Here is a 26391-nt window from a genome sequence, read left to right on the forward strand (position 1 = left end):
GATTAATGATAAAGATTATCATTATCATGTATCCGTTTCATGATAATCGTTCTCATTAAGGCTGTCAATTCATTCTCTGTTGTTTTTTCTAAAATGTCACATTGTCTTAGGATTTTCCTTCCCCATCGTTAAATTTTAGTGCATAATTAGTACCAACAAATATATAAAGCGCTTTCAAACCTTACACTTGATGTAATTGCATAAAAGATAAAGATTGGGGGCAGGGAGCATGATGAACAGAATTTCCAAGCTGCCGAAGTTCATCTCAGGCAGAATGAACTGGAATGATTTCAAATCAAAGCTGTTGCTGAGGTATACCTTGTCTTATATCCTTATTTTTCTGATCCCGCTTACCGGCGTGACCGTGCTCGTATACAACAGTGCCATTACCAGCCTGCGCTCGGAAATCGAGCAATCCAACGTCAACCAGCTGAATCAGGTACGCATGACCATAGACAGCCGTATGGCGGAGCTGCAGGATATTGCCGGACGCATCGCCTATGACGAGCATCTGACCCATTACATGGCACGCCACCCTTATTACAGCCGCGAAGCCATCAACGCACTGGCCAATTACAAAGCAAACAGTCAAATCCTGGACGATCTGTTTCTGTATTTTCGCGGGGACCCTGTAATTTATTCCTCTGCCGGTCATACGAATCTTGAGGTCGTTTTTAATCAAAAATACAAGTTCAGCAATTGGAGCCCGGAAGAGCTGCGCCGCGATCTGAATGAAGTGATACATCCGCTGATGCGTCCAGCCGAACGGGTCAGTGTAAATTCCCGGCAGGAATCGGTCCTCTCGCTCCTTATTCCGATCAAACCGAATGACCCTTATCCTTATGCCACGGTAATCTACCTGATGGAGGAATCCAAGCTCACGGGCATGATGGACTCCATATTGAACAACTATTCCGGCAACAGCTATATTTTCAATGAAAAAGGGCAGATTCTGACGTCCAACAGCCACGGGACAGCCATTCCCGCAGATGAACTGGATAAACTGGTCGCCCTGGGGCCAGGCATTCACAGCCTGACACTGAATGATGAGCAGCAGTCTATTGTCGCTGTGCGTTCCGAGGAAAATGGCTGGACCTACATGACCACCATGCCGAGCAGCCAATTTTTCAGCCGGATCGTTCACGTGCAGACGCTGATTCTGATCGTATTCGCCGCCGTAGCGCTGACCGGAGTCACGGCTGCCATTATGCTTGCAAGACGACAGTATCACCCGATCCAGGACCTGCTTGAATTTGCAAGAGTGAAAACCGGCACCAAAACCCTCGATACGGTTAGATCCGGCGGAGAGTGGGAATGGATTCGCCAGACCATTCATGACTACAGTGTGCGCATTGATATTCAGGAGCCCTATGTGCGCAACCATTTCCTGCTGACCCTGCTCAAGCACGGAAATCCGAGTGACGAAGGACTGGATACCATTATCCGCTCCATGGGACTGCAGTTCCCGCAGGCGAAAGGAAGTTATTTTGTCATGCTGCTCACCTGGGACGAATTCCCGGCAGCCTCCAAGTCGGGCCCGGACCGCAGAATGATTTACAAGCTGTTCAGCGACCTGGAGCTTCCGGAATGGAAAGCCCATGTGTATGGCATTGAATTTTCTCCCGCTGATCCCTTCGCACTGATCGTCAGCATTGCGGAAGATGAAGAAGCCACGCTGCACGAAAGAATCCGGAATACCGCCGATTCGGTAAGGGCCAAGGTGGTTGAATCCTTCTCCCTTCATCCGTCCATTGGGGTGGGAACACCTTATGGCTCCCTCGGTGAAATCAATCAGTCGTTCATTGAAGCGGCCACTGCTCTAGAATTCCGTATGCTGGGGGGACAGGGAAGCATTACGTTCTTTGAAAACCTGACCAGTTCGTCGCCCGAAGCCTTCTGGGTTTCCAAAAAGTCGCTGCTCAAGCTGGAGCAGAGCCTTAAACAGGGAAACGAAACCGTCGCCGTGCAGATGATCGATTCCATCATCGCGGACATCCGCAATCAGCCGGTATCAGCAGCGCTGCTGCGCTGCATCTGCTTTGACCTGCTGAATTCCCTGCTTAAAATCGCATCCGAGTCCGGCATGACCAGTGTCATCCGCGATATTCCCAGGTTCACCTCCTTCGAAACGCTCGAAGAACTGGAAAGTACCCTGGAAATGCTGGCAATGCAGATTTGCGCCCAAGTCGAACGCAAAGCGGAGCAGCAGCAAAGCTCGTTGGTGGACGATATTGTCAGTTATGTTGACCGGCAGTTCGCCGATTACACGCTGAGTCTGGAGCAGCTGGCGTTGAAGTATTCCATATCCACTTCCTATTTGAGCCGCTGCTTTAAAGAAAAAACGGGTTCCACCTTTTCGCAGTACATTTGGCATCTGCGCATGAATGAAGTGATCCGGCTGCTGCTCACCACCAACGATCCTCTAAAGGACATTATCGAGCGGGTCGGCTATCTGGACACTCCGAATTTCATCCGCAAGTTCAAGAAAGAAACCGGCTGCACGCCTGGCCAATACCGGAAGCTGTACGCGGACACACATCTGGACGCGGATAACACCGTCTCAGGCCCAGCCCACTCAGGGGCAAAATAGGAGAGTCGATAACACGAGAGTGCCTCAAAAGGTTCTCTGACATTAGGTACTCCTTCGTATCTAAGGGCACTACTTTTGCATGTTATGTGATGCTCCGTGCTTAACCCTACTTCTAAATGATCGGAAAGAAATCACTAATCTCCCACGATTTTCAGTTTGACTAGGAACAGGAGTATCCCCCTGTTCCCCTCCCCTATTACATGCCCTCGTGTGCCATGTATGAAGTTCGGACATGTAAACCCTTATTGCTGAATGCTGAAGAGTCCGTCTTTTGAAGCACTAGCGTCGCAACAAATCTGACAAGGATACATTTCTAACCGCATAACGATTCTAACGGTTGCCCCAGCCGCTATTGGTCCCAGTAACGTTGATTTCAAATTATAACGGTTGCCGTGGAGCCTATTTCACTTAACCCGGATATTTTCGCCCAGTTTAAAGCAAATAACAGCGGTCACGACCGTTAAAGTTTAGAAAAGGTCTTTTTTCGTAAAATAGCAGCAGCTACACCCGTTAGCTTTCTGGCAGGGGCAATATCGGTTAGAAAACATAAGCTTTTACGGGAAAGCTGGAAAGGATCAGGAATACAAGTTGTCTTGTGCAAGAGTTAATGCAACGCTAGTGCTTCATTGAACAAATAGTGACCCTCCAATCCCGAAAACTGGCTCAGGTCTGCAGTGGATTACTCCTCCCGTCAAATCGCCGGAGAAGATGAAGACGGTACAATATAACTCAATAGTGAATGTATGAACTTACACGGGCCAAAGCGATAAAAAAAGAGAAAGAGCGAGTATCGGTGGAAATCAACCATCATACTCGCTCTTTTAAATGAAAATAATGATTTCGTAATTCGGGACTGCTTGTCATCATTTGAAAACCGCTTATGGAGCAGCCCGTTTAATGTGAAAGCCCCATGAAGGGTTGCATCAGCTGGATTTCCAGCGGTCGTAGGCGGTTTGATAGATCTCCGCCAGGCGGCCTCCGCCCATCTTGTTAATGGTCTCCACGTATTTATCCCAGTTCGCAAGCGGCTCCTGGCCTGTCACAAACCGTGCCTCCATCTGCTCCACATACGTGTTCAGGTCGGATTGCAGACTTGTAACCTCCGCCTGCTCCTCCTCGGTCAGGAACAATACCGGGAACGGGATTCTCGCTCCCCGGTCGAGCAGCTTCTCCTGCGACTGCTTCGCCACCCATTTATCAAAATCGGTGGTAAGCCCTTTGTTGATATCGTCCGTCATCATGGCCGGTGTCGGAATGCCATAATTCGGTGTGATGGTGGCGCGGTAGTCTTCACGCTCCATGCCGTTCGGGACGGGCAGCCACTCCTTCACGCGCGCTTCCTTATCCGTATACTTCCAGAGCAGGCCTTCAGGGCCCTTATCGAACAAAACGGCTCCTTCGTAGGAATAAATGTAGTCCACCCACCGCATAGACGCTTCCGGTGCGGGATTCGTGCTGGTAATCGCAAAGGCTCCGCCCGTGACTCCCTTGTTGCGGGCAATCGCAGGGGCATCAACCATATCGCTTTTCACCGGACTGAACATCGGATCATCCGTACTCGGCTCACCGCCCAACACAAAGTAGGCATGCCAGTCCGTGAACAGGCCCAGCTGGCCGTTCTTGCCCTTGGCTTTTTTCTGCTCATCCGTTTGCGAGAAGGTATCATGGTCCAGCAAATCCTCATTCCAAAGCCGGTTCAGGTAAGTCAGATATTCCTTATAACCAGCCTCAACCGGTGTGTAATGCACCTTGTCCTGGTCATCCACATAAATTTTCTCTTCGTAAATGCCAAATGCGCCCAGCAGCCAAGTGCGGATATCTTTCAGCTTTACGGAGGTGAGCGGGATTTCATCCTGCTTACCGTTACCGTTCGGGTCCTCTTCCTTGACGCGTTTCAGATATTTATACAACTCCTCTGTCGTTTCAGGAAGCTTGGTCACCCCCAATGCCTTTAAATAATCACCGTTATACCACAAAGGATTCTTGTACCAGGGCTGGTTGAACTCGATGCGCGGCAGGGAATAAATATGCCCGTCCGGTGCTGTAATCGATTTGCGGATTTCCGGGTTCTCATCCAGAATTTTTTTGAAATTCGGTGCGTATTCTTCGATAAGATTTTCAAGCGGAATCAGAATGCCCTGACTGCCGTAAGTCAGCTCTTCGGCCGGAGTCAGGCCGGCTGCGTAGAACATGTCCGGATATTCCCCGCTGGCGAAGACCAGGTTCTTCTTGGTCTCGAAGCTTTCCTTCGGGGCATTCATGAATTCTAGATGGATTCCCGTAAGCTTCTCCATTTCCTGAATAACCGGCATATCCGCCCAGTTCTGAATGCCGACATCCGGCCCCATCATCGTAAGCGTCAACGGTTCGCTTACAATGGGAAAACCTTCTTTATTGACGATATCCGCCTTAGCGGACGGCCCTTCCGCCGCCCCTTGATCCGATGCCCCACAGCCCGCCAGCAGCGATACACTAAGGCCCGCCGCCAGCAGCAGGCTGAGGCTTTTTCTGAATGTAATCATGAGTTCATTCCTTTCATCGATGACTAAGATGGCAGTAAAATCTTGTTCATTTCCCGAGAGCGTAGCAATCGAGGGTGCTTTTCCACTACCTTAGAGAGGGAGCAGAATTCCACTGGAGAAGCGGAGCGTTCGCCTTTGGCCCCGGATTTTTACCGCTTAAAATTCAATTCAATAAAATCCGGGGACAACAGCGATCGGAAGTGGAATCTGCTAACTCTCCTTCCACCGATCATACGCCCCCTGATACACCTCGCGAACACGGCTGCCGCCCATTTTCTCCAGCGTTTCGATATAATTGTTCCAGTTCCCCAGCGGCTCCTGGCCCGTGATAAACCTGGCTTCCATCTGCTCCACATAAGTGCGCAGATCCGACAGCAGGCCGGACACCTCCGTCTGCTCCTCCTGTGTCAGGAAGAGCGCCGGGAACGGAACCCGCGCGCCGCGGTCCACCAGCTTTTCCTTCGTCTCCTTATCGACCCAGTCATCAAAGTCGCTCTTGAGTCCTTTCACCACATCATCGTTCACCATCATTGGCGAGGCAATGCCGTAATTGGGGGTCAGGGTTGCACGGTACTCCTCGCGATCGCCCCCACCGGGCACGGGCAGCCATTCCTTGGTCAAAGTGTCTTTATCCGTATACTTCCAGAGGATTCCCTCCGGACCTTTATCGAACAGCAGCGCTCCCTCGTACGTGTAAATGTAGTCGATCCAGCGCAGAGAAGCTTCAGGTGCAGGATTAGAGCTGGTGATAGCGAATTGCCCTGTGGAAATACCTCTATGCTTGGCAATGGCGGCCGCCTCGACAGAATCACTTTTTACCGGGATGAACATGGGATCTTCTTTGCTCTGCTCTCCGCCAAGCGTAAAATAGGCATGCCAGTCGGGGAACAGGGCAAGCAGGTTGCTGCGACCTTTCGCCTTTTTCTGCTCATCCGTCTGCGAGAAGGCTTCATGATCCAGCAAGTCCTCGCTCCACAGCCTGTTCATATACTTCAAATACTCAAGATAGGCGTCATCCATCGGGGTAAAATGGACCTGCTCCTGATCATCCACATACAGCTCTTCATCGTAAATGCCGAAGGCGCCGAGCATCCAGACCCGAATGTCCTTGATCTTGACGGACTCCAGCGGGATTTCGTCCGCCTTGCCGTTGCCGTTCGGGTCTTCTTCTTTCACTCGTTTCAGATAGGTGTACAGCTCCTCCGTCGTCTCCGGCAGCTTCTTCACACCAAGCGCTTTCAGGAAATCCCCGTTGTACCACAACGGGCCCCGGTACCAGACTGCGTTCAAGTCAATGCGGGGCAAGGAATAGATATGACCGTCGGGAGCGGTGATCGATTTGCGGATATCCGGGTGCTCGTCGAGAATTTTTTGCACATTAGGCGCATATTCCGGAAGCAGCTCCTCCAGGGGCAGCAGAATGCCCTGGCTGCCATAGGTGATCTCCTCGGCCTGCGTCAGGCTGGCCGCATACAGGATGTCCGGATACTCCCCGCTGGCGAACACCAGGTTTTTCTTCGTTTCAAAGCTATCCAGCGGAGCGTTGGCAAACTTCAATTGAATGCCGGTCAGCTTCTCCATCTCCTGCATCACCTTCATGTCCTGCCAATTCTGAATGCCAACGTCCGGCGCCATCATCGTAAGGGTCAACGGTTCACTGACAATCGGAAAACCTTCTTTATTGACGATTTCTGCAGTAGCGGACGGCCCTTCCGCCGTCCCTGAGTCCGGGGAGCCGCAGCCTGCCAGCAGTGATACACTAAGACCCGCCGAAAGCAGCAGGCTGAGACTTTTTCTGAAAGTAATCATATTATTTTCATCCCTTTCCCGGTGATTTCCTGGCGTTGAAACTTGGATTCCCCATGGAAGAAAATGTATTCCCCCGTACAGAGGGAGCAGAATTCCACTGGAGAAGCGGAGCGTTCGCCTTTGTCCCCGGATTTTCACCACTTAAAAAACAATTCAATAAAATCCGGGGACAACAGCGATCGGAAGTGGAATCTGCGACCGACTCAGCGATCGGAAGTGGAATCTGCGACCGCTCACCCTTTCACGGAACCAATCATCACCCCCTGTACGAAATAACGCTGCAGGAATGGATAAATTACGATGACAGGCAGCGTGGAAACGATGATAGCGGCATATTTTACAAGGGAAGCCACGTCCGCCTTGTTGTTCAGCGCAATCGCCATGTCCCCGCTGACAGCGACGCCCGTCGTCTCTGCCGTCATTTCCTGCAGGACGAGAATCTGGCGCAAAATGAGCTGTAGCGGATATTTGCTTTCATCCGTCAAATAAATGAGCGCCGAGAAATAGCTGTTCCAGTGGCTCACCCCATAAAACAAGGCCATTACGGCGATAATGGGGCCCGAGAGCGGCAGAATGATGCGCACGAACAGCCGGAAATTGGTGCACCCGTCCATCTGTGCGGCTTCCTGCAGCTCATGGGGAATCGTCGATTGGAAAAAGGTTCTGGCGACGATGATATTCCACACAGAGGCGGCCACCGGCAGAATCAGAGCCCCCATCGAGTTCATGAGGCCCAGGCTTTTGATCAGCAGGTAGGTCGGCACTATGCCGCCGCTAAAGAACATCGTCACGAGCATCATGCCCATAAAAAAATTACGCCCGACAAGATCCTTCCGGCTCAAGGCATACGCGGCCGGGAGCGTTACGGCCAGATTCAGCAGCGTGCCGAGCACCGTATACAGGATCGTGTTGGTGTAGCCGTTCCATATTTTCGCGTTTTCAAAAACCCGTTTGTACCCGTCCACATTCAACCCCTTCGGAAACAGCCACATTTCCCCCGAATTGACGTATCGCGGATCGCTGACCGAGGCGCTCAGAATATAGAGCACCGGGTACAGCACAATGATCATGGCAATGGACAAGTAGATGTAGTTCAAAATGATAAATAACCGGTCGGAACGCGTCTCTTTAACAGGTGTAATCATCAGCTGTCCCCCTTACCATAAGCTGTTCTCGCTCGTACGGCGTGCGATTTGGTTGACGGTAATCAGCAGCAAAGCATTGACAACGGAATTGAACAATCCGACAGCCGTAGAGAAGCTGTACTGGGCATCCACCAGGCCGGAGCGGTACACAAAGGTGGAAATCACGTCAGAGGAGCTCATATTGAGCGGATTTTGCAGCAGCAGGATTTTTTCAAAGCCCACACCCAGAATATTGCCCATATTGAGAATCAGCAAAATGGTGATCGTCGGCAAAATGGTCGGAATATTGATATGCAGCATGCGTTTGAAACGGCTGGCTCCATCAACAATGGCGGCCTCATGCAGCTGCGGATCAACACCGGACAGTGCTGCCAAATAAATAATTGTCCCCCAGCCCGCACTCTGCCAGACCCCGGAAAGCACATACACAGTCTTGAACCAGGCGGGATCGGTCAGGAGATCAGGCGCCTGGAAGCCCAGAAATTCCACAATCCGCACAATCATACCCGTGGACGGGGATAAGAAGGTAATAATCATGCCTGCCATAACGACAACGGAAATAAAGTGCGGGGCATAGGTGATCGTCTGTACGGACCGCTTGAAGAAGCCGTTCCGGATTTCATTGAACGCCAGCGCCAGGATGATTGGAAGCGGGAAGCCTACGGCCAGCTCGTACAGGCTGAGGCTGAAGGTATTCCACAGCAGGTCCCAAAAATAATAGGAATTAAAAAAGCGTTCAAAGTGATCAAAGCCGACCCACGGACTGCCGGTGATCCCCTTCGTGGGAATAAAATTTTTGAAGGCGATCTGGACACCGTACATCGGAATGTAGTGAAAGATAATAAAATACAGCACTGCCGGTGTGATAAACAGATACAATTCCCAATTTTTCAGAATCCGGCTCCAAAGGGTACTGCCCGTCTCTCTGGAGGAAAGAACGGTTCCTTGCTCTGCAGCCGACTCCAATGAGAGAGTCCCTTCCTCTCTTTTCTTCATGGCATCATCCCCTCTTTTCAATGTTCAGGCTGGAGTTCGCGGTTTGCGCCACAAACCCGGGCCCCGCTTGGTGTTATTGAGGAAATTGTAGTCCGACACTTTCACAACGTAAATATGTAGAATCTGCACAAACGCGGCAAAATAGCTGCCATCCTTTATACAACAGGGTTTTACAGAACGATGCAACTCCTTTTTGAAAGCGTTTGTACATGTTGGCTATATGTGAAATTTGTTATCGAAAATCCAATTCACATCTGACACATTGCATAATCGATCAGGTTGTGTGATTCTTTCTAACGAGCTAACGAGTTCAGATACAGCTTTTTCAAAAATCAGCCCGGGTACTGAGCCGTAAGGCCGTAAGGAGGTATATGAAACATGTTTCTGACTGAGAAAAAATTGTACGCACGCCTGAGAGAGCTGGATGAATACCGATACCGTGACCGGATTCCGTTCAAAGAGCTGCGGACACTCGAAGATGAAGGCTCCAAAGTCAATCCCGACCGGCCGGAGGTTGGCGGAGAGTGGGGGCATATGCGCCACGGAGACACCTGGACAGGCCGTGACCGTTATTTGTGGGTCTCCATGAACGCGGAATTCCCGGCCGAATGGGCGGGAAAAAGAGTGCTCGGGCGTTTCGATTTCGGCAAAACCGGCGGGGGCACCAATTCAGGGTTCGAGTCGCTGCTGTATCTTGACGGCCAGCCTTATCAGGGCGTCGATTCCAATCATAAGGAAGTGTTTTTTGCGGAAGAAGACGTGGCAGGCGGCAGCAAAAGACTGCTGTTCCGGCTGTGGTCGGGCCTGGAAGGCGGCGGTAAACCCCGAGAGCAGAAACATGAAATCAAGCTGGCGGAAATGTGCTGGCTGGATGAAGCGGCCGACGATCTGTACTACACCGGGTTAACGGTGTATCAGACCATCCAGGTGCTGGACGAGCAGGATGCCGTACGTGCGCTGCTGCAGAAAACGCTGGATCAGGCCTTCCGCCTGATCGACTGGAGCGAGCCGGGCTCGGACGCTTTTTATGAAAGCGTGGCGGCCGCCCGTAATTACCTGTCCGAACGGATCGATGAAATGGACAAAAATACGCTCGTCACCATTACCTGTGTCGGCCATACGCACATTGACGTTGCCTGGCTGTGGCGGTTAAAGCATACGCGCGAGAAAAGCGCCCGCTCCTTCTCCACGGTGATGCGCCTGATGGAGCTGTTTCCGGAATATATTTTTCTGCAAACCCAGCCGCAGTTATATGAATACATCAAGCAGGACTTCCCCGGTATCTATGAGCAGATTCAAAGGCGGGTCAAGGAAGGCCGCTGGGAAGCAGGCGGCGGCATGTGGCTGGAGGCGGACTGCAATCTGACGTCAGGTGAATCGCTTACCCGCCAACTGCTGGTGGGCACAAGATTTTTCAAGGAAGAATTCGGAACGGACTGCGAATATCTGTGGCTGCCTGACGTGTTCGGGTACAGCTGGTCGCTGCCGCAAATTTTGCGCAAATCCGGGATCGGTACATTTATGACCACCAAAATCAGCTGGAACCAGTACAATCGGATGCCGCATGACACGTTTAAGTGGCGCGGGATTGACGGTTCGGAGGTGCTGACCCATTTTATCACCACAATTGAGCCGTGGTCTGTGGCCTCCTCCACGTTCTATACGTATAACGGGCATGTAGAGCCGAAGACGGTCAGAGGCAGCTGGGGGGCTTACCGGGACAAGGAGCTGAATCAGGAGCTGCTGTTGTCGTACGGCTACGGAGACGGCGGCGGAGGCGTCAACCGTGAGATGCTGGAAATGCGGCGCAGGATCGACCGTCTGCCAGGGCTGCCCAAGGTGAAGACCGGCCGGGCGGATGAGTATTTCCGGCGGCTGCAGGAGACCGTGGAAAATACCGAAAGCTATGTGCACACCTGGGATGGAGAACTGTACCTTGAATACCACCGCGGCACGTATACGAGCCAGGCCTACAACAAGCGCATGAACCGCAAGCTGGAGCTGCTGTACCGGGAGGCTGAGTGGCTGAACGCCTGGCAGAGCGTGCTGGGTGGAGATTGGGGCTTGTATGAAGGGAAAAAGCTGACGGACGGCTGGAAGATCATTTTGCGCAATCAGTTCCACGATATTATCCCCGGTTCCTCCATCCGGGAGGTCTATGAGGACAGCAAGCTGGAATACGCCGAAGCGGAGGAAATCGGCCAGTTAGTCCGGGCGCAGGCTGAGCAAGGCATCGCTTCTGCCGTGAAATCAGACGACCCGGGGCGGGAGTCGGATTCGGCGGGAGTCAGGTCCTTCGTGATTTGGAACTCCTCCCCATGGCAGCGCACAGATCTGGTCGATATATCCCTTCCGGACGGCAGCGGTTCAGGTGTATGGCGCACTGTGGATGGCCGCACGCTGAACGCGCAGTGGAATAACGGAGCCTGGACGGTTCAGGTCGAAGACCTGCCTCCGCTCGGTTACACAACGATTGTGCTGGAAGTGCCAGCCGGAAATGATGAGCTGACGGCGGCAGAGAATGAAGTCTTGGTGCCGGCAAGTGCGGATACGCCCTTCCTGTTCCGGGAGAATGGCCTGTCGACTCCGTACTACGAGCTGGAATGGAACGAACAAGGGCAGCTTACGCGCCTGTACGACAAGGAACAGCAAAGGGAGGTGCTGGCGCACAAAGGCCGCGGCAACGTGCTGCAGCTGTTTGAGGATAAACCGCTCAATTTTGATGCATGGGATATCGATATTTTTTACCAGGAGAAAATGCGGGAAATCACAGACCTGACCCGTCTGGAAGTGGTGGAGAACGGTTCACTGAAGGCGGTGATCCGCTTCGAATGGAAGTACGGCGGCTCGGTCATCACGCAGGATATGATCCTGTATGCCAATGACCGGCGCATCGATTTTGCGACAGAGGCGGATTGGCATGAACGGCATCAGCTGCTGAAGGTGGCCTTCCCCGTTCACATCCGCTCGACCGAAGCGACCTATGATATCCAGTACGGCAACGTCAAGCGGCCGACACACTGGAACACGAGCTGGGACAGCGCACGCTTCGAGTCCGTTGGCCACCAGTGGGCGGATTTGTCCGACCGCGGCTATGGCGTCAGCCTCATGAACGATTGCAAGTACGGCTATGACATCAAGGACAACGTGCTGCGCCTGTCCCTGATTAAATGCGCCACTTCACCTGATATCGAAGCCGACCAGGGGTATCACCGCTTCACTTATTCCCTGCTTCCTCACAATGGTGACTGGCTGCAGGGCAATACAGTGAAAAGCGCCTGGGCACTGAACGCTCCGCTGCACTTCAGGGAGGGAACGGCGCAGGCTTCGTCGCTGTCCATGTTCCGCCTGTCCACAGACACGGCAATGGTTAGCGCCATCAAAAAAGCCGAGGACAGCGACAAGGTGATTTTACGGGTCCATGACTACTCCGGCAGCCGGCAGTCGTTAACCATTACGAGTGACCTGCAGATTGTTGGCTGGAGAGAGTGCAATCTGATGGAACAGACGGATGAAGCCATGCGGCTGGAGAACGAAATTCAATATGTGCTGGAGCCTTACGAGATCAAGACGTTCGAAATTGATTTACGCACCCCATAACATTTTTCAGGAGGCCTCATCAATGAACCTGCCCGCATCGATCGTTCAGGTACTGAAAGATGCGGAGCAGCGGCTGGCCCACCGGCCGAAGCTGCTCCGCCTGTTCACCAACTGCTTTCCCAATACATTGCAAACCACGACCAAGCTGCTGAATGACGGCACTACCTTTGTATTTACCGGCGACATCCCCGCCATGTGGCTGCGCGATTCCGTCGAACAGGTGCGGCATTATATTCCGTTCGCCAAGGATGACGCGGAGCTGCAGCGTATATTGGAGGGATTGATCCGCCGCCAGATGTTTTACATCAATATCGACCCGTATACGAACGCGTTCAATGAAGAAGCAAACGGCAGGCATTATAACGACGGGGATCAATCCGGGATGACACCCTGGATGTGGGAGCGCAAATACGAGCTGGATTCGCTCTGCTTTCCCGTTCAGCTTGCTCATATGTACTGGAAGGCCACAGACAAAACGGATATTTTTGATCATACATGTTATCAGGCCCTCTCCTCGATCGTAGATGTCATGATCACTGAACAGCGGCATATGGAAAAATCACCATATCGTTTCGTACGCCCAGGCTTCAAGGAGTCCGAAACGCTGCAGAACGATGGCCTTGGCATGCCTGTCAATTACACGGGAATGACCTGGTCCGGCTTCCGTCCGAGCGACGATGCCTGCCTGTTCGGTTATAACATTCCGTCCAACATGTTTGCTGTCATGATTCTCGGCCATATCCGCGAAATTGCAGAAACGGTCTTCAAAGACGCGGAACTGGCAGCCAAAGCCGGCAAACTTCGTGGTGAAATTGATTTTGGCATCCGTACCTACGGCACCGTGGACCACCCGCGCTACGGAACCATCTATGCCTATGAGACTGACGGGTTCGGCAACTACTGTCTGATGGACGACGCCGGCACCCCGGGGCTGCTCTCCATCCCTTATTTCGGCTATGCCGGGACCGATGATCCGATCTACCGCAATACCCGCCGCTTTGCACTGAGCAAGGACAATCCTTTTTACTTTGAAGGAAAATACGCCAAGGGCATCGGCAGTCCGCATACCCCTGGCGGTTATGTATGGCATATGGCGCTGTCCATGCAGGCATTGACGGCAGACAACGAGCAGGAGGTCCGGGAGCTGATTGATATGCTGGTGAACACGGACGCGGATACCGGCTTCATGCACGAAGGCTTTCATCCGGACGATCCTGCCAATTTTTCACGCGAATGGTTTGCCTGGTCCAACAGCCTGTTCGCGATGCTCATTTATCAGGCTATGGAGAAAGGCTGGGTATAGTCCGGGCTTCTAGGCCATCCGGTGTTCTTCCTCCGCGCTGCTGGCTGCAGCGGATGCCGCTCTCAGCTCGGAGGGGGACACCGATTTGTATTTTTTGAAGGTACGGCTGAAATAAGAGATGTCGTTATATCCGGTGGTCCAGGCGATTTCGGTGATCGTCATATCCGTATGGAGCAGCAAATGTTCGGACTTGTTGATGCGCAGCTGGTTGATGTACTCGGACACCGTGCGTCCGGTCAATTCGTGGAACAATCTGCTAAAGTGAAACCGGCTGAGGCCGGCCATGCGGGACAATTCATGCACTGACAGCTCCTGCCCGAGATGCTCTGCGATATATTCAAAAATGGGCGTAAAGCGCTCCAGATTTTTTCTCCTGTTCGTCTCGTAAGGCAGCGGCGGCGCTTCGGTTACATAATTACGGAATAAAATGGTGAGCAGCCGGTACATGGAGGATTTGATCGACAGCTCATAACCAGGCTCTTTCGATTTGAATTCCTCAACGATGGAATCCATGCACGCATGCAGATTTTCATCATTGCGGATATGATGCTGAAACAGCACCCGATTCTGCAAAATCGGCACGATGAATTTTGTTTCAATCGCATCCGGTGACTGGCTTTGCAGCAAAGAGATATCCATGATCAGGCAATAGTAGCGCACCTGCCCGGACCGGCATATCCCGTGATGCAGATCATTGCTGTTCAGCACGATCAGGTCGCCGCCGCTCACTTCGTATCGCGTGGAGTTGCATTCGATCACCGCTTCACCGGACACGAAATAGAGCAGCTCCATATGCTCATGCCAGTGATGGGGGAACAATGTGCTGCCTTCCCCGCCCGCCTTGCAGGTATGAAGCTTGATGGGAAAATAACGATCAGGCATATCCATCGGCTCGCGTAAATCGGCAGGTCTTTTCATGTACATTCCTCCTCAGTGACCGCACATTATTGCAAACAAACAGCAAGGTGCTGCATGGATTTTAGCTTCACTGCATCCTTACAATAGATTATAGACCTATTATGAAAGGGGCAACAAGGCATGAAAACCGTCAATATCGGCGTCATCGGCCTCGGCAGCATTTCCGAGTTCCATCTCAAGCCATACAGCAAAAATGAGCAGGCAAGAATCTACGCGGTCTGCGATCTGAATGAGGAACGCGCCAAGACAGCCGCTGCCGCCTACGGCGCTGAAAAAGTATATACCGATTACCGCGAGCTGCTGGCAGATGAGCAAATTGATGCCGTAAGCATCTGTACCTGGAACAATACGCACGCGGAAATCAGCATTGCCGCGCTGAACGCAGGCAAGCACGTGCTCGTGGAGAAGCCGCTGTGCCGTACGACCGCGGAGGCCGCCAAAATTCAGGAAGCCGTCGAAGCCTCCGGCAAGCTCCTTCAGGTCGGATTTGTGCGCCGCTATGACCCGAATGCCCAAATGCTGCGCACCTTCGCGGATGCAGGTGAATTCGGTGATATTTATTATGCCAAAGCTTCCATCATCCGTCGTCTCGGCAACCCGGGAGGCTGGTTCAGTGATATCGAGCGTTCCGGCGGCGGGCCACTGATCGACATCGGTGTGCATGTTATCGATCTGTGCTGGTACATGATGGGCCGCCCAAAGGTCAAATCCGTTTCGGGCAATACATACCGCAAACTGGGCAACCGCGCTCATATCCAGAATCTTTCGCGGTATCAGGCGGCCGATTATGATGCAAAGAAAAATGATGTGGAGGATTTGGCAAATGCCCTCATCCGCTTCGAGAACGGAGCCTCGCTCATGATTGAGGTCAGCTTTACCCTTCATGCCAGCAAAAACGAAAGCATCGTCAAGCTGTACGGAGACAAGGGCGGCTTCGAAATCGATCCGGAAGTCATCATGACCACGGAGAAAAACAACACCATCCTGAATGTTCACCCGCAGATCGACAGCTCCGGCTTCCAGTTTGAAAAAGCGTTCCAGAATGAAATCGACCATTTTGTCGATTGTATATTGACAGGCAATCAGCCGATCAGCCCTGTCGAGGACGGCGTTGAAATTATGAAAATCCTGAATGCCGTCTATGAATCCGCTGCCCAAGGAAAGGAAATTTATCTATGAAGCTGGGACTGAGCACTTACAGCCTGTACGGCGCGTTGAAAAGCGGGGAGATGACCGTTGCGGATGTCATTGATTTTACGGCGGACATCGGCGGCTCCCATGTTGAAATCGTACCGCTTGGCTACAACCTGACCGAAGATTCCGGACTCGTTGATGTTATTGTTGAAAAAGCAAAAGCAAGAGGACTGGATATTTCCAATTATGCCATCGGAGCCAACTTCCTTACAGACGACGAGGCCCTTTACGAGGCGGAAATCGAGCGGGTCAAACAGGAAGTGGATATCGCCGCCCGCCTCGGCGTCAAGCTGATGCGGCATGATGTGGCATCATCACCCGACGTTTCCATCGGTCATTTCAACGCGCAGCTGCAGCGGCTGGCCGAGGCCTGCCGCAGGATTGCCCGCTATGCCGCGCAGTTCGGCATTACGACCAGCGTCGAGAACCACGGCTACTTTATTCAGAACAGCGACCGTGTTCAAACTTTGGTGAAAGCCGTAAATGAACTCAACTATAAAACGACGCTGGACATCGGCAATTTCATGTGCGCGGACGAAGACCCGATTGCGGCGGTCAAAAACAACCTGCCTTACGCGTCTATTGTGCATATCAAGGATTTTTATCTGCGGCCATCTTATCGTAACCCCGGTGAAGGCTGGTTCCGCACGACCAGCGGCAACTACCTGCGCGGCGCCATTGCAGGCCATGGCGATATCGATCTGCACGAAGTGCTGCGTGTCATCAAGCAGTCCGGATATGATGGTTATTTCTCCCTGGAATTCGAGGGCATGGAAGACTGCCGCACAGGCGCGAAAATAGGCTTCGACAACGTGCGCCGCATCTGGGATGAAGTGTGAAATTGGAAGAGACCCGGATGCCCTGATATAAATATTTTTTCATTAAAAGAGATCTATAGGAGTTTAGAAAGACTCTATAGATCTCTTTTTTTACATATCGCCGGTAACAGTCGCTTTGGCTCTGAATAAACTTTACGGCTGTCCGGATATCGTCTTCCGGATGTTTGCCACCCTCCCGTTCCACAGCACCGGGCCGCCCTTCCTTGCCAAGTTTATCAGCTGCTTAAACGCCTCGACCGCAAAATTATGCGCGGAAGGCTGCAGATTTATCTTAGATGAAGGTTTTCTTTACCTTTCCCGGGCTTACACCGATATATTTTTTAAATACTTTGCTGAAATAAGCCTCATCCTTGATACCGACCCGTTCGGCTGCTTCATACACCTTCAGATTATTCATTGCGATCAGCTCCCGGGCTTTCTCCATTTTCGTCCGGTTAACGAAATTGGTAAAGCTTTCCCCCACTTCGGATTTGAAAATATAGGAGAAATAACTTCTGCTCATATTTGCGTATTTTGCTGCATCCTCCAGTGAAATCGCCTGCTCGATATGTTCGTACACATAACGTTTAATATTTTTGATTTCGGGACGGGTCTGTAATCCGCTTGCGGCAGGCAAGGACCTGAAATAATGCTCGACATACTCCAGGGTCAGCTCTTGAAGATTGGCCAATGTGTCGGCATTCAGAATGAGCTGCGTGAATTTTAAATTGGCTGCGCCAAAAGCGGGAGGCAACTGTTCCTCATAAGGCGCCAGAACCTTCTGAAAGCTGTACAGGATATTCAGAAGAGCTGTTTTGACACGGATCGGATGATGCGACGCACTGGCGGCAAGGGTTTGGAACAACTGATTTAATATCCGGGTCACCCCTTCCCTGTCGTGCGAGTAAATATACTCGGTGAGCAGCTTTTCCTCATCCGCCGGCATAATAATATCTCTGTCTTTGAACGTGGTCAGCGAGTCTGCAAAAATGATGGATTCCTTTCCTTTATAAAACCGGTATTCCGCTGAATCCCTGGCTTGGGCATACAATACGGGAACCTTGTCCAGCGAAGTGGTCAGACCGGAGACGGCAAACGATACAGAAATATTTAAATAACGCTTCAGCGATAGATTCATCTTGTGAAAAAAGCGGGTCAGTTGATCAGGCACCCTATCAGGGTAAGGGGATTGCAGCAGGATCAAATACGCGCCTTCCTCCAGTTCCGCCACTTCTCCGCCAGTAAAGTCTTTCAGGCTTTCCATACAAATGTTTACAAACGATGAAGACAGCAGATGCCTGTCTCTGATTCTGCTCTGAAGCGGAGCGTTCTGCCAATCGTCGATCGTGCAGCAGACGACAAGGTATGGAGGGAAATCCGGCTGCACGTCGATTAACGAGTATTCTTTCAAAAAGGCTTCATGGGATAATGAACCTTCGATCCATTTGGCATACAGGCCATTTTTGATCATCTGCCTGTTGGAATGAAACACCGTTTCCAGGTTTACCTTTTCCGCTTTCCGCCTCGTCTCTTCCTCGATGACCGCCTTGGTCCTGAGCAATACCTCCAGCAAATTTTGCGGTTTCATGGACAGCTTAAGAATGTAATCCTCCGCTCCCAGCTTGATCGCCTTTTTGACGGTATCCATATCGTTCAGGCAGCTGAGGACAATCACCTTTATACGGGGGTATCTGCGGTTGATCGTTTCAATGAGCTGCAACCCGTCCATATTCGGCATCATAATGTCTGTCATCACAATATCGGGATGGCTGCGTTCCATCAGTGCAAGTGCCTGCAGACCGTCTTCCGCTTCACCGACAAAATCGAATTGCTGCTTCTCCCAATCGATACATGACTTAATACCAATTCTGACCAATGCTTCGTCATCGACGACCATTACTTTCAGCATAAGGGAAGACCTCCGTTCTGTCGTTTCTTCATCCTCTTATTTGTGCAGGAAACAATACGGAGACACATGTGCCTTCTCCCGGAATGGACGTTATCGTTAAACCATAACCTTCACCATATTTAAGCTGCAGTCGATTGTGTATATTGGATAGACCAATTCCGTTAAATTTGTCCATATGGCCTGTTCCGGCGGGTGAAGGTGCTGCAAGAAGTGTCTTCAGCCGCTCAGGAGGGATTCCCTCTCCGTTATCTTGTATACGAATCAGGATGTCTCCATTTAACCGGCACGTATCGATTTCAATCCTTCCCCCCACCTTGTTGCCTCGAAATCCGTGTAGCATGGAATTCTCTACGAGCGGCTGCAGCAAAAGCTTGGTAATCAGGGCATGCTCAAGTTCAGCGGGAAGGCGGACATGAAGCTCGATACTTTCGTTAAACCGGGCATTCTGGATATTCATGTATGCCTGTACAAGCTCCATTTCCTCCTTCAGGAGGATATGCTCATCCCCTTTGTTCATGCTCACTTCAAGCAATCGTCCCAGGTCGGCAATCATTTCCGCAGCCGTATCCGCACCGTTCATCATGGCAGTCCACTTGATTCCGTTTAACGTATTAAACAGAAAATGGGGATTGATTTGCGCTTTTAATGCTTCATACTTCAGCTCCTGCTCCCGTTTTTGTTCCAAAATCACTTTTTCCACCAGTTCTTCTACCCGTTCGAATAAATGATCGAAGCTTCTAACGATGCCATGCACATCATTGGAATACGTCATCTCTTGTGTTCCTAAGCTGTAAACACCGATCTTTTTCTTTTTAAGCTGATGAATAAGCCGCTTGAGCGGATTGGTAATATAGACAATCAGCGCCACGCTGAACAATAAGAACAATCCGAATGCGACATAATTGATCGTCAGCACTTCGTGTTTGATCGCTGTCGTATTTCTCATGACTGCTTTATAAGGTGAGGCGGAAACAATCGTCCAATGAAGATCATTCAAAATATAATAATTCATAACGTACCGCTCATCGTTCATGATGCCGACAAAAGAGCCCTTGCGGGTTCCATATAACCGGAGCCGGTCTTTCATAGCCGAAATATCCTGCAGCTCGCCGTCGCCATACACCATAAACACATCATTGGTTTCATTGAGCACAAAATAGGTCGCTCCAGTCCGCGCCTGAAACAGGGGTTTCAAAGTATCCAGATCAACCTGGATGAGAATCATGCCGAGCAGTTCGCCGGTATAGCTGCTCTTGACGGCTCGGGCCAGCGATATGTATTGTCCGTCGCTGTCTGAAGCTTTGTGGCAATTGCCAAACGGCACAACCCAGGTTATATTCTTTTCCTGTCCGGCCAGTTCACGAAACCAGCTCTCTGACCGCACACAATCTGCGAAGCCCATCTTGAACTCAGGCTCCAATTGACCAATATTGCCTTTTACGGAACCAATCAACCCATCAGCACTGATGACGGCTATAAACGCGTCATAATTAAAAAGGGCGCTGTTTTTAACAGAAAAAATATGGTTTTCAATTTTAGAAATACGAGTGTAATCAGCTGAGGTCAGCTCTCTTTCGCTTTTAATGCGCTGAAAGGGGCTAAAGTCTTCTCCCCGACTGAACCCGGTCAGGGCATCCAGAATAACATCGTCCGAGTTTAACAGATTGGAAAGCTTCATCATATCGAGATTGATTCCTTCAATACGGTTTCCCATCAGTTCGAGATTGCTGTTCAGCAGACCGGAGGTTTCTTCAAGAAAATGAGACTCTGTTTGTTTAAAGCTTACATGCAAGGAAATGGAGACGGCAAAAAACAGGAAGAGAACGATCGAAACGATAATTCTGATTTGAAGCTGGCTGAACAAGAGGTGTGCGAGCTGTTTGATCCTCATCATGGAAGCCACCTGGTGTTGTCTGCAGATTTTATTAAGCGTTACCTGTTATTATACAGCATCCCCCAGACGTGTCATCTGGGGGATGCATATATGATTTAACGAACCGTCACATCTTCTAACGAAACACCGGATTGGAAGGTAAGAAAACCGGGAAGGTTTTTAAAGCCCTCAACATTGGCCTTCATTGCATAACTCTGCTCCCGCCAGGATAGATACACAAATGGAGACAGATCCAGACTGCGCTCAATCAGCTGCTCATAAATTTGGGAGCGTTTCTTTTCGTCCGGCTCTTTCCGTCCCTCATCAAGCAGCTTGTTGATTTCCGGGTCGTCAAAATAGGCGGAGTTGTTCAAACGTACAGCTCCTCCCGCATAGAAGTTGCTGAGCCAGTCTGCATCCGTAATATCCCCTGCCGTACCGGCCACGAGGAAATCATAGCTGCCTTCCGTATTTTTCTTGATTCTTGTCGCCCAGTCCGGGAGGTCAAGCTCTACCTCAATACCGATTTTTTTCAATTCAGATTGAATAGCCACTGCGGTTTGCTGATGGTAAGCGTATTGTGCCGTGGCCAGCAAGCGCGCCTTGAAACCATTCGGGTAGCCGGCTTCTGCAAGCAGCTCCTTCGCCTTATCGATATTATACTCGAAATAATTGGTGAATTTTTCATTATACCCCATATACCCTTCCGGAATGGCCATGCCATAGATCGGTTCGCCTCTGCCGTTGAATGCGGTATTAATGATGGTATTCCGGTCGATCGCGTATGCGATCGCCTTACGTACACGCGGGTCGCTGAACGGCGTGAATTGCGTATTGAACTGAAGCTGCATGAAAGGGCCGCTTACACTGTCCAGCTTCAAATTCGAGTCCTGCTCCAGGGAAGCCGAGTCCTTCCAGGGAACGGAGTCAATTAAGTCTACATCCCCTGCACGCAAAGCGTTCACTCTTGTATTTTCGTCCGGATAAAAGATAAAGCGGATGTTGTCCACCGGGTCCTTGTCAGTCTTGTAATATCCTGAAAATTGCTTAACGACAAGCTCCTGGCCTTTGGTCCATTTTACAAACTCAAACGGACCGGCGCCCATCGGATTTGCGTTAAGGTCCCCATTCTTTTCCTCCGTCCATTTCTTGCTGACGATGACGGACTCCGGCAGAGCCAGGTAGTGCACAAATGAAGCGCTCGGCTCCTTTAACGTCATCACAACCGTTTTATCGTCCACGGCATCGATGCTGTCGATAATGGAAAGCTCATTTTTAAAGGTTGCACTATTTTTCGGATTCGCAATGCGTTCGAATGTATATTTCACATCCTCGGCAGTCACCGGATCGCCGTTATGAAATTTCGCATCCCGCAAGGTAAATGTATATTTCTTTTGATCATCCGAAATCGTATAGGATTCCGCCAATTCATTGCTGAGCTCACCGTCTTTGTTGTAGTTCAGCAATCCGCGATAGATGGCCAGCTTAATAGTCCTGCCAACTGTGCCGTTCTGGACTAACGGGTCCATCGTTGACGGTTCACCGGATAATGCGAATCTTAGCGTGGTCTCCTCGCCGGCTGTTCCCTGCGCTCCGCTCGACGATCCATTGTCTGCCGAGTTACAGGCGCTCAACAAAAATACCAAAACCACAATAAAGCTCATTTTCGAAATCCATCGACTCATCGTTTGTTTTCCTCCCCGGTTGTATGAATTGCAGATCCGCAGGTCAAGCCGGACCGTGTTACTCCTTTCAAGAGCGATTCAATTTCGGGTCAAGAATGTCCCGCAAGCTGTCACCCATCAGATTGATCGCAAGAATGGTCACGCCAAGACACAAGGACGGCCATACGGCATACATCGGATTCAGGGTGATATAACCACGTGATTGGCCGATCATCTGTCCCCAGGAAGGCTCTGGCGGAATGACACCCAGCCCGAGAAAGCTGAGCCCGGACTCCAGCAATATGGCTGCTGCAATCGTCAGGCTGATCTGAATAATCAGTGGAGGAAGAATATTAGGCAATATGCAGCCGGTGATAATCCGAGCATGCGAAGCGCCCAGCGACAGCTCGCTCTCCACGAACTCCTGCCTTTTGATCTGCAGGGTGGATGAATAAGCAATACGGGCGAAATGGGGGGCATACACAATACCGATGATGACCATCAAATTGGCAACCCCTGCGCCCCACATCCCGACAACCATCAGAGCAAGCAAAATGGGGGGGAAACATAAGAGGATATCTACGCCCCGCATGACGAGCTTCTCCATGAAACCCCGAAAATAACCCGAAACGATGCCGAATGCAAGACCAAGCATGAAAGCGAGCAGCGTGGAACCAAGAGCCACGGCAAGGGACGGGCGAATACCCAAAATCAGCCGGCTGAGAATATCCCGTCCAAATTCATCGGTGCCCAGCGGATAAGCTGCAGACGACGGACTCAGAACCTGGTTGGGATTAAGCTCAAGCGGGTCATGGGGAATGATCCAGGGTCCGATAGCCGCAATGATCAGAATGGGAAACAGCACAGCAAAGCTAAGAACGAAGGTTTTGTTTTTCAAACACCGTTTTAACATCTATCGTTGCCTCCTTCCTATCCAGCTTCGTTCCATGCCTTACCGCACACGAGGGTCCATGAGACCGTATAAAATATCGACCAGCATGTTGACGACGATGAAAAATGTGGCCATCACGACGATACAACCCTGGATCAAGGGATAATCCCGATTGCCGATGGAATTTACGAGCAGCGTGCTCATTCCCGGCCAGTTGAACAAATATTCGACCAGGACGGTTCCACCGATCAGATTGCCCAGCTGCAAACCGATAATTGTAACTACCGGAATGATCGCGTTGCGAAACGCATGCTTGAACACAACGGACCACTCGGGAAGCCCTTTGGCCCGATGTGTCTGAACATAATCCTTTCCCAGCGTTTCCAGCATGGAGGATCGTGTCATTCTTGCGATGGAGGCCGCAAGGCCGAGCGCCAGCGTGATGGCCGGCAGTGCCAGCCGTTGTATATGCTTCGCCGGGTCCTCCGAGAAAGGGGTAAAACCTCCTGCAGGCAGCAGCTGAAGCTGGAAGCTGAACAATATAATAAGGAACGCCCCAAGAACATACACAGGGAACGAAATGCCCAGTGCGGCCGTGGAAGAGAGCAGCAGATCGAGAAAGCTTTGCCGCTTCAGGGCGGCGGCAATCCCGAGCGGAACTCCGATGATTACTGCAAGAATGATGGAGACCACCGCAAGCTCAATCGTGTTGGGCAGTCTCTGAGCGATAAAGGTGCTTACCGCGGTTTGGTCAAACAGCGAGTTGCCCATGTCCAGCCGGACAAAGCTGGAAATCCAGCTTATGTACTGCTGCAGCAGCGGCTGGTCCAGTCCAAGAGTCTTCCTCATTTCAGCCAGCGCCTGCGCGTCAGCCCCCCGTTCTGTACCCAGCACCAGTGCCGCGGGGTCGCCCGGCATCAGATGAATCAGCATAAAAACGAGTGTCGATACGACCCATACCTGCAAAATCAATGTATACAGCTTCACACCGACAAACCTAGCCATCCTGACTTTCCCCCTCTCCGTTTACCGCCTGATCGGTATATAAATGACAGGCCACCTGATGCTGAGCGGAAATGGATACAAACTCGGGACTTACTTCACTGCACACAGGAAGCGCCTCGGGACACCGCGTACAGAACCTGCAGCCGGACGGAGGGTTGACCGGGCTGGGTACATCGCCGCCGAGCACAATACGTTCTTTCTTGGCATCAGGGTCGGCGATGGGGATAGACGAAAGCAAAGCCCGGGTATACGGATGCTTCGCTCCCGTGTACAGTGACTCGGCACTGGCGATTTCGACGATTTTCCCCAAATACATGACCGCAATGCGATCGCTCATGTATTTGACGACCGAAAGATTGTGGGAGATGAACAGGTAGGTTAACCCGAACTCCTCCTGCAGCGAGTGCAGCAAATTCAATATCTGAGACTGAATGGATACGTCAAGTGCCGACACCGCTTCATCACAGACGATCAGCCTGGGATTGATGGCAATCGCCCGGGCTATTCCAATCCGTTGCCGCTGTCCCCCGGAAAATTCATGCGGATATCTGTCGATATATTGCGGACTAAGCCCTACGAGCTCCAGCAGCCGCCGCACTTCACGCTTCCGGTCACTATGATTCAAGACCCCATGGATTTGAAGAGGAGCACCGATGATGTCTCCGACGGTCTTGCGCGGATTCAAGGATTCAAACGGTTTTTGAAAGACCATTTGAAACTGCTTGCGCTGCCTTCTCAGCGCATTGCCCCTGAGAGAAAGCAAATCCTGTCCGTCGAAAAGAATTTGCCCTTCATCCGCGTCAATCAGACGCATGATCACGCGGGACAATGTGCTTTTGCCGCAGCCAGACTCTCCGACCAGTCCAAAGGTCTCCCCTTTCAGGATGGAGAAATTAACGTTGTCGACAGCCTGGACAAAACTTTTATTCTTGGAGAAGGGGGACTTGTGAAGCGGAAAGTACTTTTTAACCCCTCTTACTTCAAGCAGTGTATCTGTCATCCCACCGTCCCCTCCTTCGACTGTTCTTCTGCTTTCCAGCATCGCACGTTGGTTCCGGCGCCTGAAGTGATTAATCCCGGCTCTTGCTGCCGACAAAGATCGTTTGCCAGCGGACAGCGGGGATGGAATCGGCAGCCGGACGGCATGGATGCGATGCTGGGCACTGATCCGCTAATGCTGTACAATTTCCCGTCTTTCCGGTCCAGATGGGGAATGGATCGAAGCAGGCCCTGGGTATAGGGATGCTGGGGGTTTTTAAAAACCGAACGGACATCGCCTTCTTCCATAACTTTGCCTGCATACATTACCGCTACCCTGTCCGCGACTTCAGCCACCACGCCAAGATCATGAGTGATGAGCAAAATACTCATATCCATCTCGTCCCGGAGCTGTTTGAGAAGCTCCAGAATTTGCGCCTGCACCGTGACATCAAGCGCTGTCGTCGGTTCATCTGCAATAAGCAGCTTCGGGTTGCAGGAAAGCGCCATGGCAATCATGATACGCTGGCACATTCCGCCCGACAGCTCGTGCGGATAAGAATCAAATACACGCTCCGGGTGGGCAATGCCTACCCGCTGCAATAAATCCAGCGCTTTCTCCCGCGCCTGCTTGCGCGGCTGGCGATCATGCATCAGAATCGCCTCGACGATCTGGCTTCCGCAGGTAAATACCGGGTCCAGCGCTACCATCGGGTCCTGAAAAATCATTGCGATTTTTCCGCCCCTGATCTCATTGATCTTTTTCTTGTTTTGCTTAAGCAAGTCACTGCCTTCAAAGCAAATCTCACCTGAGGTGATGCTGGCAAATGACGGAATGAGCTGCATTACAGAAAGGGAGGCGACAGTTTTGCCGCTGCCGCTTTCACCGACGACACACACAATTTCGCGTCTGCCTACGGTTAAGCTCAATTCGCTGACGGCGGGGAACACGCCCTGGTCCGTTTTAAACTGGGTCGTCAAATCACTGATTCGCAGCAGTTCTTTTTCCATAGGCTTCACCTTTCCCTGTAGTACGCTTTCGCCACGCATTGAAGATAACTATAATGACACAATATTTTTGCAAAAGAAGTGAAGCGGCAGTTTCGTGTTATTGATACCGTTTTCTTTTTGCTGATATCTTAAGATGATTATAATAAAGTGTTATATTTTATCCC

General features: G+C 51.2%; 17 protein-coding genes. 5 read left to right on the plus strand and 12 right to left on the minus strand.

Annotated elements, in window-relative coordinates:
• Positions 1-229: 229 nt before the first annotated feature.
• Positions 230-2590: a helix-turn-helix domain-containing protein gene (locus ACE5KN_RS13640; RefSeq protein WP_375524828.1), complete on the plus strand. Its 2361-nt coding sequence runs from the start codon at positions 230-232 to the stop codon at positions 2588-2590.
• Between the two features lie 923 nt (positions 2591-3513).
• On the opposite strand, the gene ACE5KN_RS13645 is transcribed toward ACE5KN_RS13640, so the two are convergent.
• The 4 genes from ACE5KN_RS13645 to ACE5KN_RS13660 all read right to left on the minus strand — a co-directional run bounded on the left by ACE5KN_RS13645 (position 3514) and on the right by ACE5KN_RS13660 (position 9062).
• A complete protein-coding gene (locus tag ACE5KN_RS13645) occupies positions 3514-5112 on the minus strand; it encodes a type 2 periplasmic-binding domain-containing protein (protein ID WP_375524827.1) in 1599 nt (532 codons plus the stop codon).
• Positions 5113-5322: 210 nt separating this feature from the next.
• On the minus strand, positions 5323-6921 hold the full coding sequence (locus ACE5KN_RS13650) for a type 2 periplasmic-binding domain-containing protein (protein ID WP_375524826.1): 1599 nt from the start codon (positions 6919-6921) through the stop codon (positions 5323-5325).
• A gap of 233 nt (positions 6922-7154) precedes the next feature.
• Entirely contained in the window at positions 7155-8066 is a 912-nt protein-coding gene (locus ACE5KN_RS13655) for a carbohydrate ABC transporter permease (protein WP_375524825.1), read from the minus strand.
• Between the two features lie 12 nt (positions 8067-8078).
• Positions 8079-9062, minus strand: a complete 984-nt coding sequence (locus ACE5KN_RS13660) for an ABC transporter permease (RefSeq protein ID WP_375524824.1) — start codon at positions 9060-9062, stop codon at positions 8079-8081.
• 378 nt (positions 9063-9440) lie between these two features.
• Between ACE5KN_RS13660 and ACE5KN_RS13665 the strand changes: the two genes are divergently transcribed.
• Together ACE5KN_RS13665 and ACE5KN_RS13670 are read left to right on the plus strand one after the other, a co-directional pair.
• The gene (locus tag ACE5KN_RS13665) at positions 9441-12662 is read left to right on the plus strand and encodes an alpha-mannosidase (protein ID WP_375524823.1); all 3222 of its coding nucleotides are present in this window, start codon (positions 9441-9443) and stop codon (positions 12660-12662) included.
• A 22-nt stretch (positions 12663-12684) separates the two neighbouring features.
• Entirely contained in the window at positions 12685-13965 is a 1281-nt protein-coding gene (locus ACE5KN_RS13670; RefSeq protein WP_375524822.1) for a glycoside hydrolase family 125 protein, read from the plus strand.
• Positions 13966-13974: 9 nt separating this feature from the next.
• Here ACE5KN_RS13670 and ACE5KN_RS13675 read toward each other — a convergent pair whose 3' ends face one another.
• Positions 13975-14883 (minus strand): helix-turn-helix domain-containing protein, encoded by a 909-nt coding sequence (locus ACE5KN_RS13675; protein ID WP_375524821.1) that lies wholly within the window; start codon positions 14881-14883, stop codon positions 13975-13977.
• Between the two features lie 120 nt (positions 14884-15003).
• Between ACE5KN_RS13675 and ACE5KN_RS13680 the strand changes: the two genes are divergently transcribed.
• Positions 15004-16062: a Gfo/Idh/MocA family protein gene (locus tag ACE5KN_RS13680; protein ID WP_375524820.1), complete on the plus strand. Its 1059-nt coding sequence runs from the start codon at positions 15004-15006 to the stop codon at positions 16060-16062.
• Positions 16059-16916, plus strand: a complete 858-nt coding sequence (locus ACE5KN_RS13685) for a sugar phosphate isomerase/epimerase family protein (RefSeq protein WP_375524819.1) — start codon at positions 16059-16061, stop codon at positions 16914-16916. Before ACE5KN_RS13680 ends, ACE5KN_RS13685 begins: the two co-directional genes overlap by 4 nt.
• Before the next feature lie 271 nt (positions 16917-17187).
• On the opposite strand, the gene ACE5KN_RS13690 is transcribed toward ACE5KN_RS13685, so the two are convergent.
• From ACE5KN_RS13690 to ACE5KN_RS13720, 7 genes are all read right to left on the minus strand, one after another.
• Positions 17188-18804 carry a response regulator transcription factor gene (locus tag ACE5KN_RS13690; protein ID WP_375524818.1) on the minus strand — a complete coding sequence of 539 codons (1617 nt, stop codon included), beginning with the start codon at positions 18802-18804 and terminating at the stop codon, positions 17188-17190.
• 28 nt (positions 18805-18832) lie between these two features.
• Entirely contained in the window at positions 18833-20695 is a 1863-nt protein-coding gene (locus tag ACE5KN_RS13695) for a cache domain-containing sensor histidine kinase (protein ID WP_375524817.1), read from the minus strand.
• A gap of 98 nt (positions 20696-20793) precedes the next feature.
• The gene (locus ACE5KN_RS13700; RefSeq protein WP_375524816.1) at positions 20794-22362 is read right to left on the minus strand and encodes an ABC transporter substrate-binding protein; all 1569 of its coding nucleotides are present in this window, start codon (positions 22360-22362) and stop codon (positions 20794-20796) included.
• A 67-nt stretch (positions 22363-22429) separates the two neighbouring features.
• Positions 22430-23254 carry an ABC transporter permease gene (locus tag ACE5KN_RS13705; RefSeq protein WP_375524815.1) on the minus strand — a complete coding sequence of 275 codons (825 nt, stop codon included), beginning with the start codon at positions 23252-23254 and terminating at the stop codon, positions 22430-22432.
• Between the two features lie 39 nt (positions 23255-23293).
• Positions 23294-24238 (minus strand): ABC transporter permease, encoded by a 945-nt coding sequence (locus ACE5KN_RS13710; RefSeq protein WP_375524814.1) that lies wholly within the window; start codon positions 24236-24238, stop codon positions 23294-23296.
• Entirely contained in the window at positions 24231-25238 is a 1008-nt protein-coding gene (locus tag ACE5KN_RS13715) for an ABC transporter ATP-binding protein (RefSeq protein WP_375524813.1), read from the minus strand. The genes ACE5KN_RS13710 and ACE5KN_RS13715 overlap by 8 nt, the downstream gene beginning before the upstream one ends.
• Positions 25235-26227 carry an ABC transporter ATP-binding protein gene (locus ACE5KN_RS13720; protein ID WP_375524812.1) on the minus strand — a complete coding sequence of 331 codons (993 nt, stop codon included), beginning with the start codon at positions 26225-26227 and terminating at the stop codon, positions 25235-25237. The genes ACE5KN_RS13715 and ACE5KN_RS13720 overlap by 4 nt, the downstream gene beginning before the upstream one ends.
• Positions 26228-26391: the final 164 nt, after the last annotated feature.

The sequence above is a fragment of the Paenibacillus terreus genome, assembly GCF_042138595.1.
In the GTDB taxonomy this organism is placed as follows: domain Bacteria; phylum Bacillota; class Bacilli; order Paenibacillales; family Paenibacillaceae; genus Paenibacillus; species Paenibacillus terreus.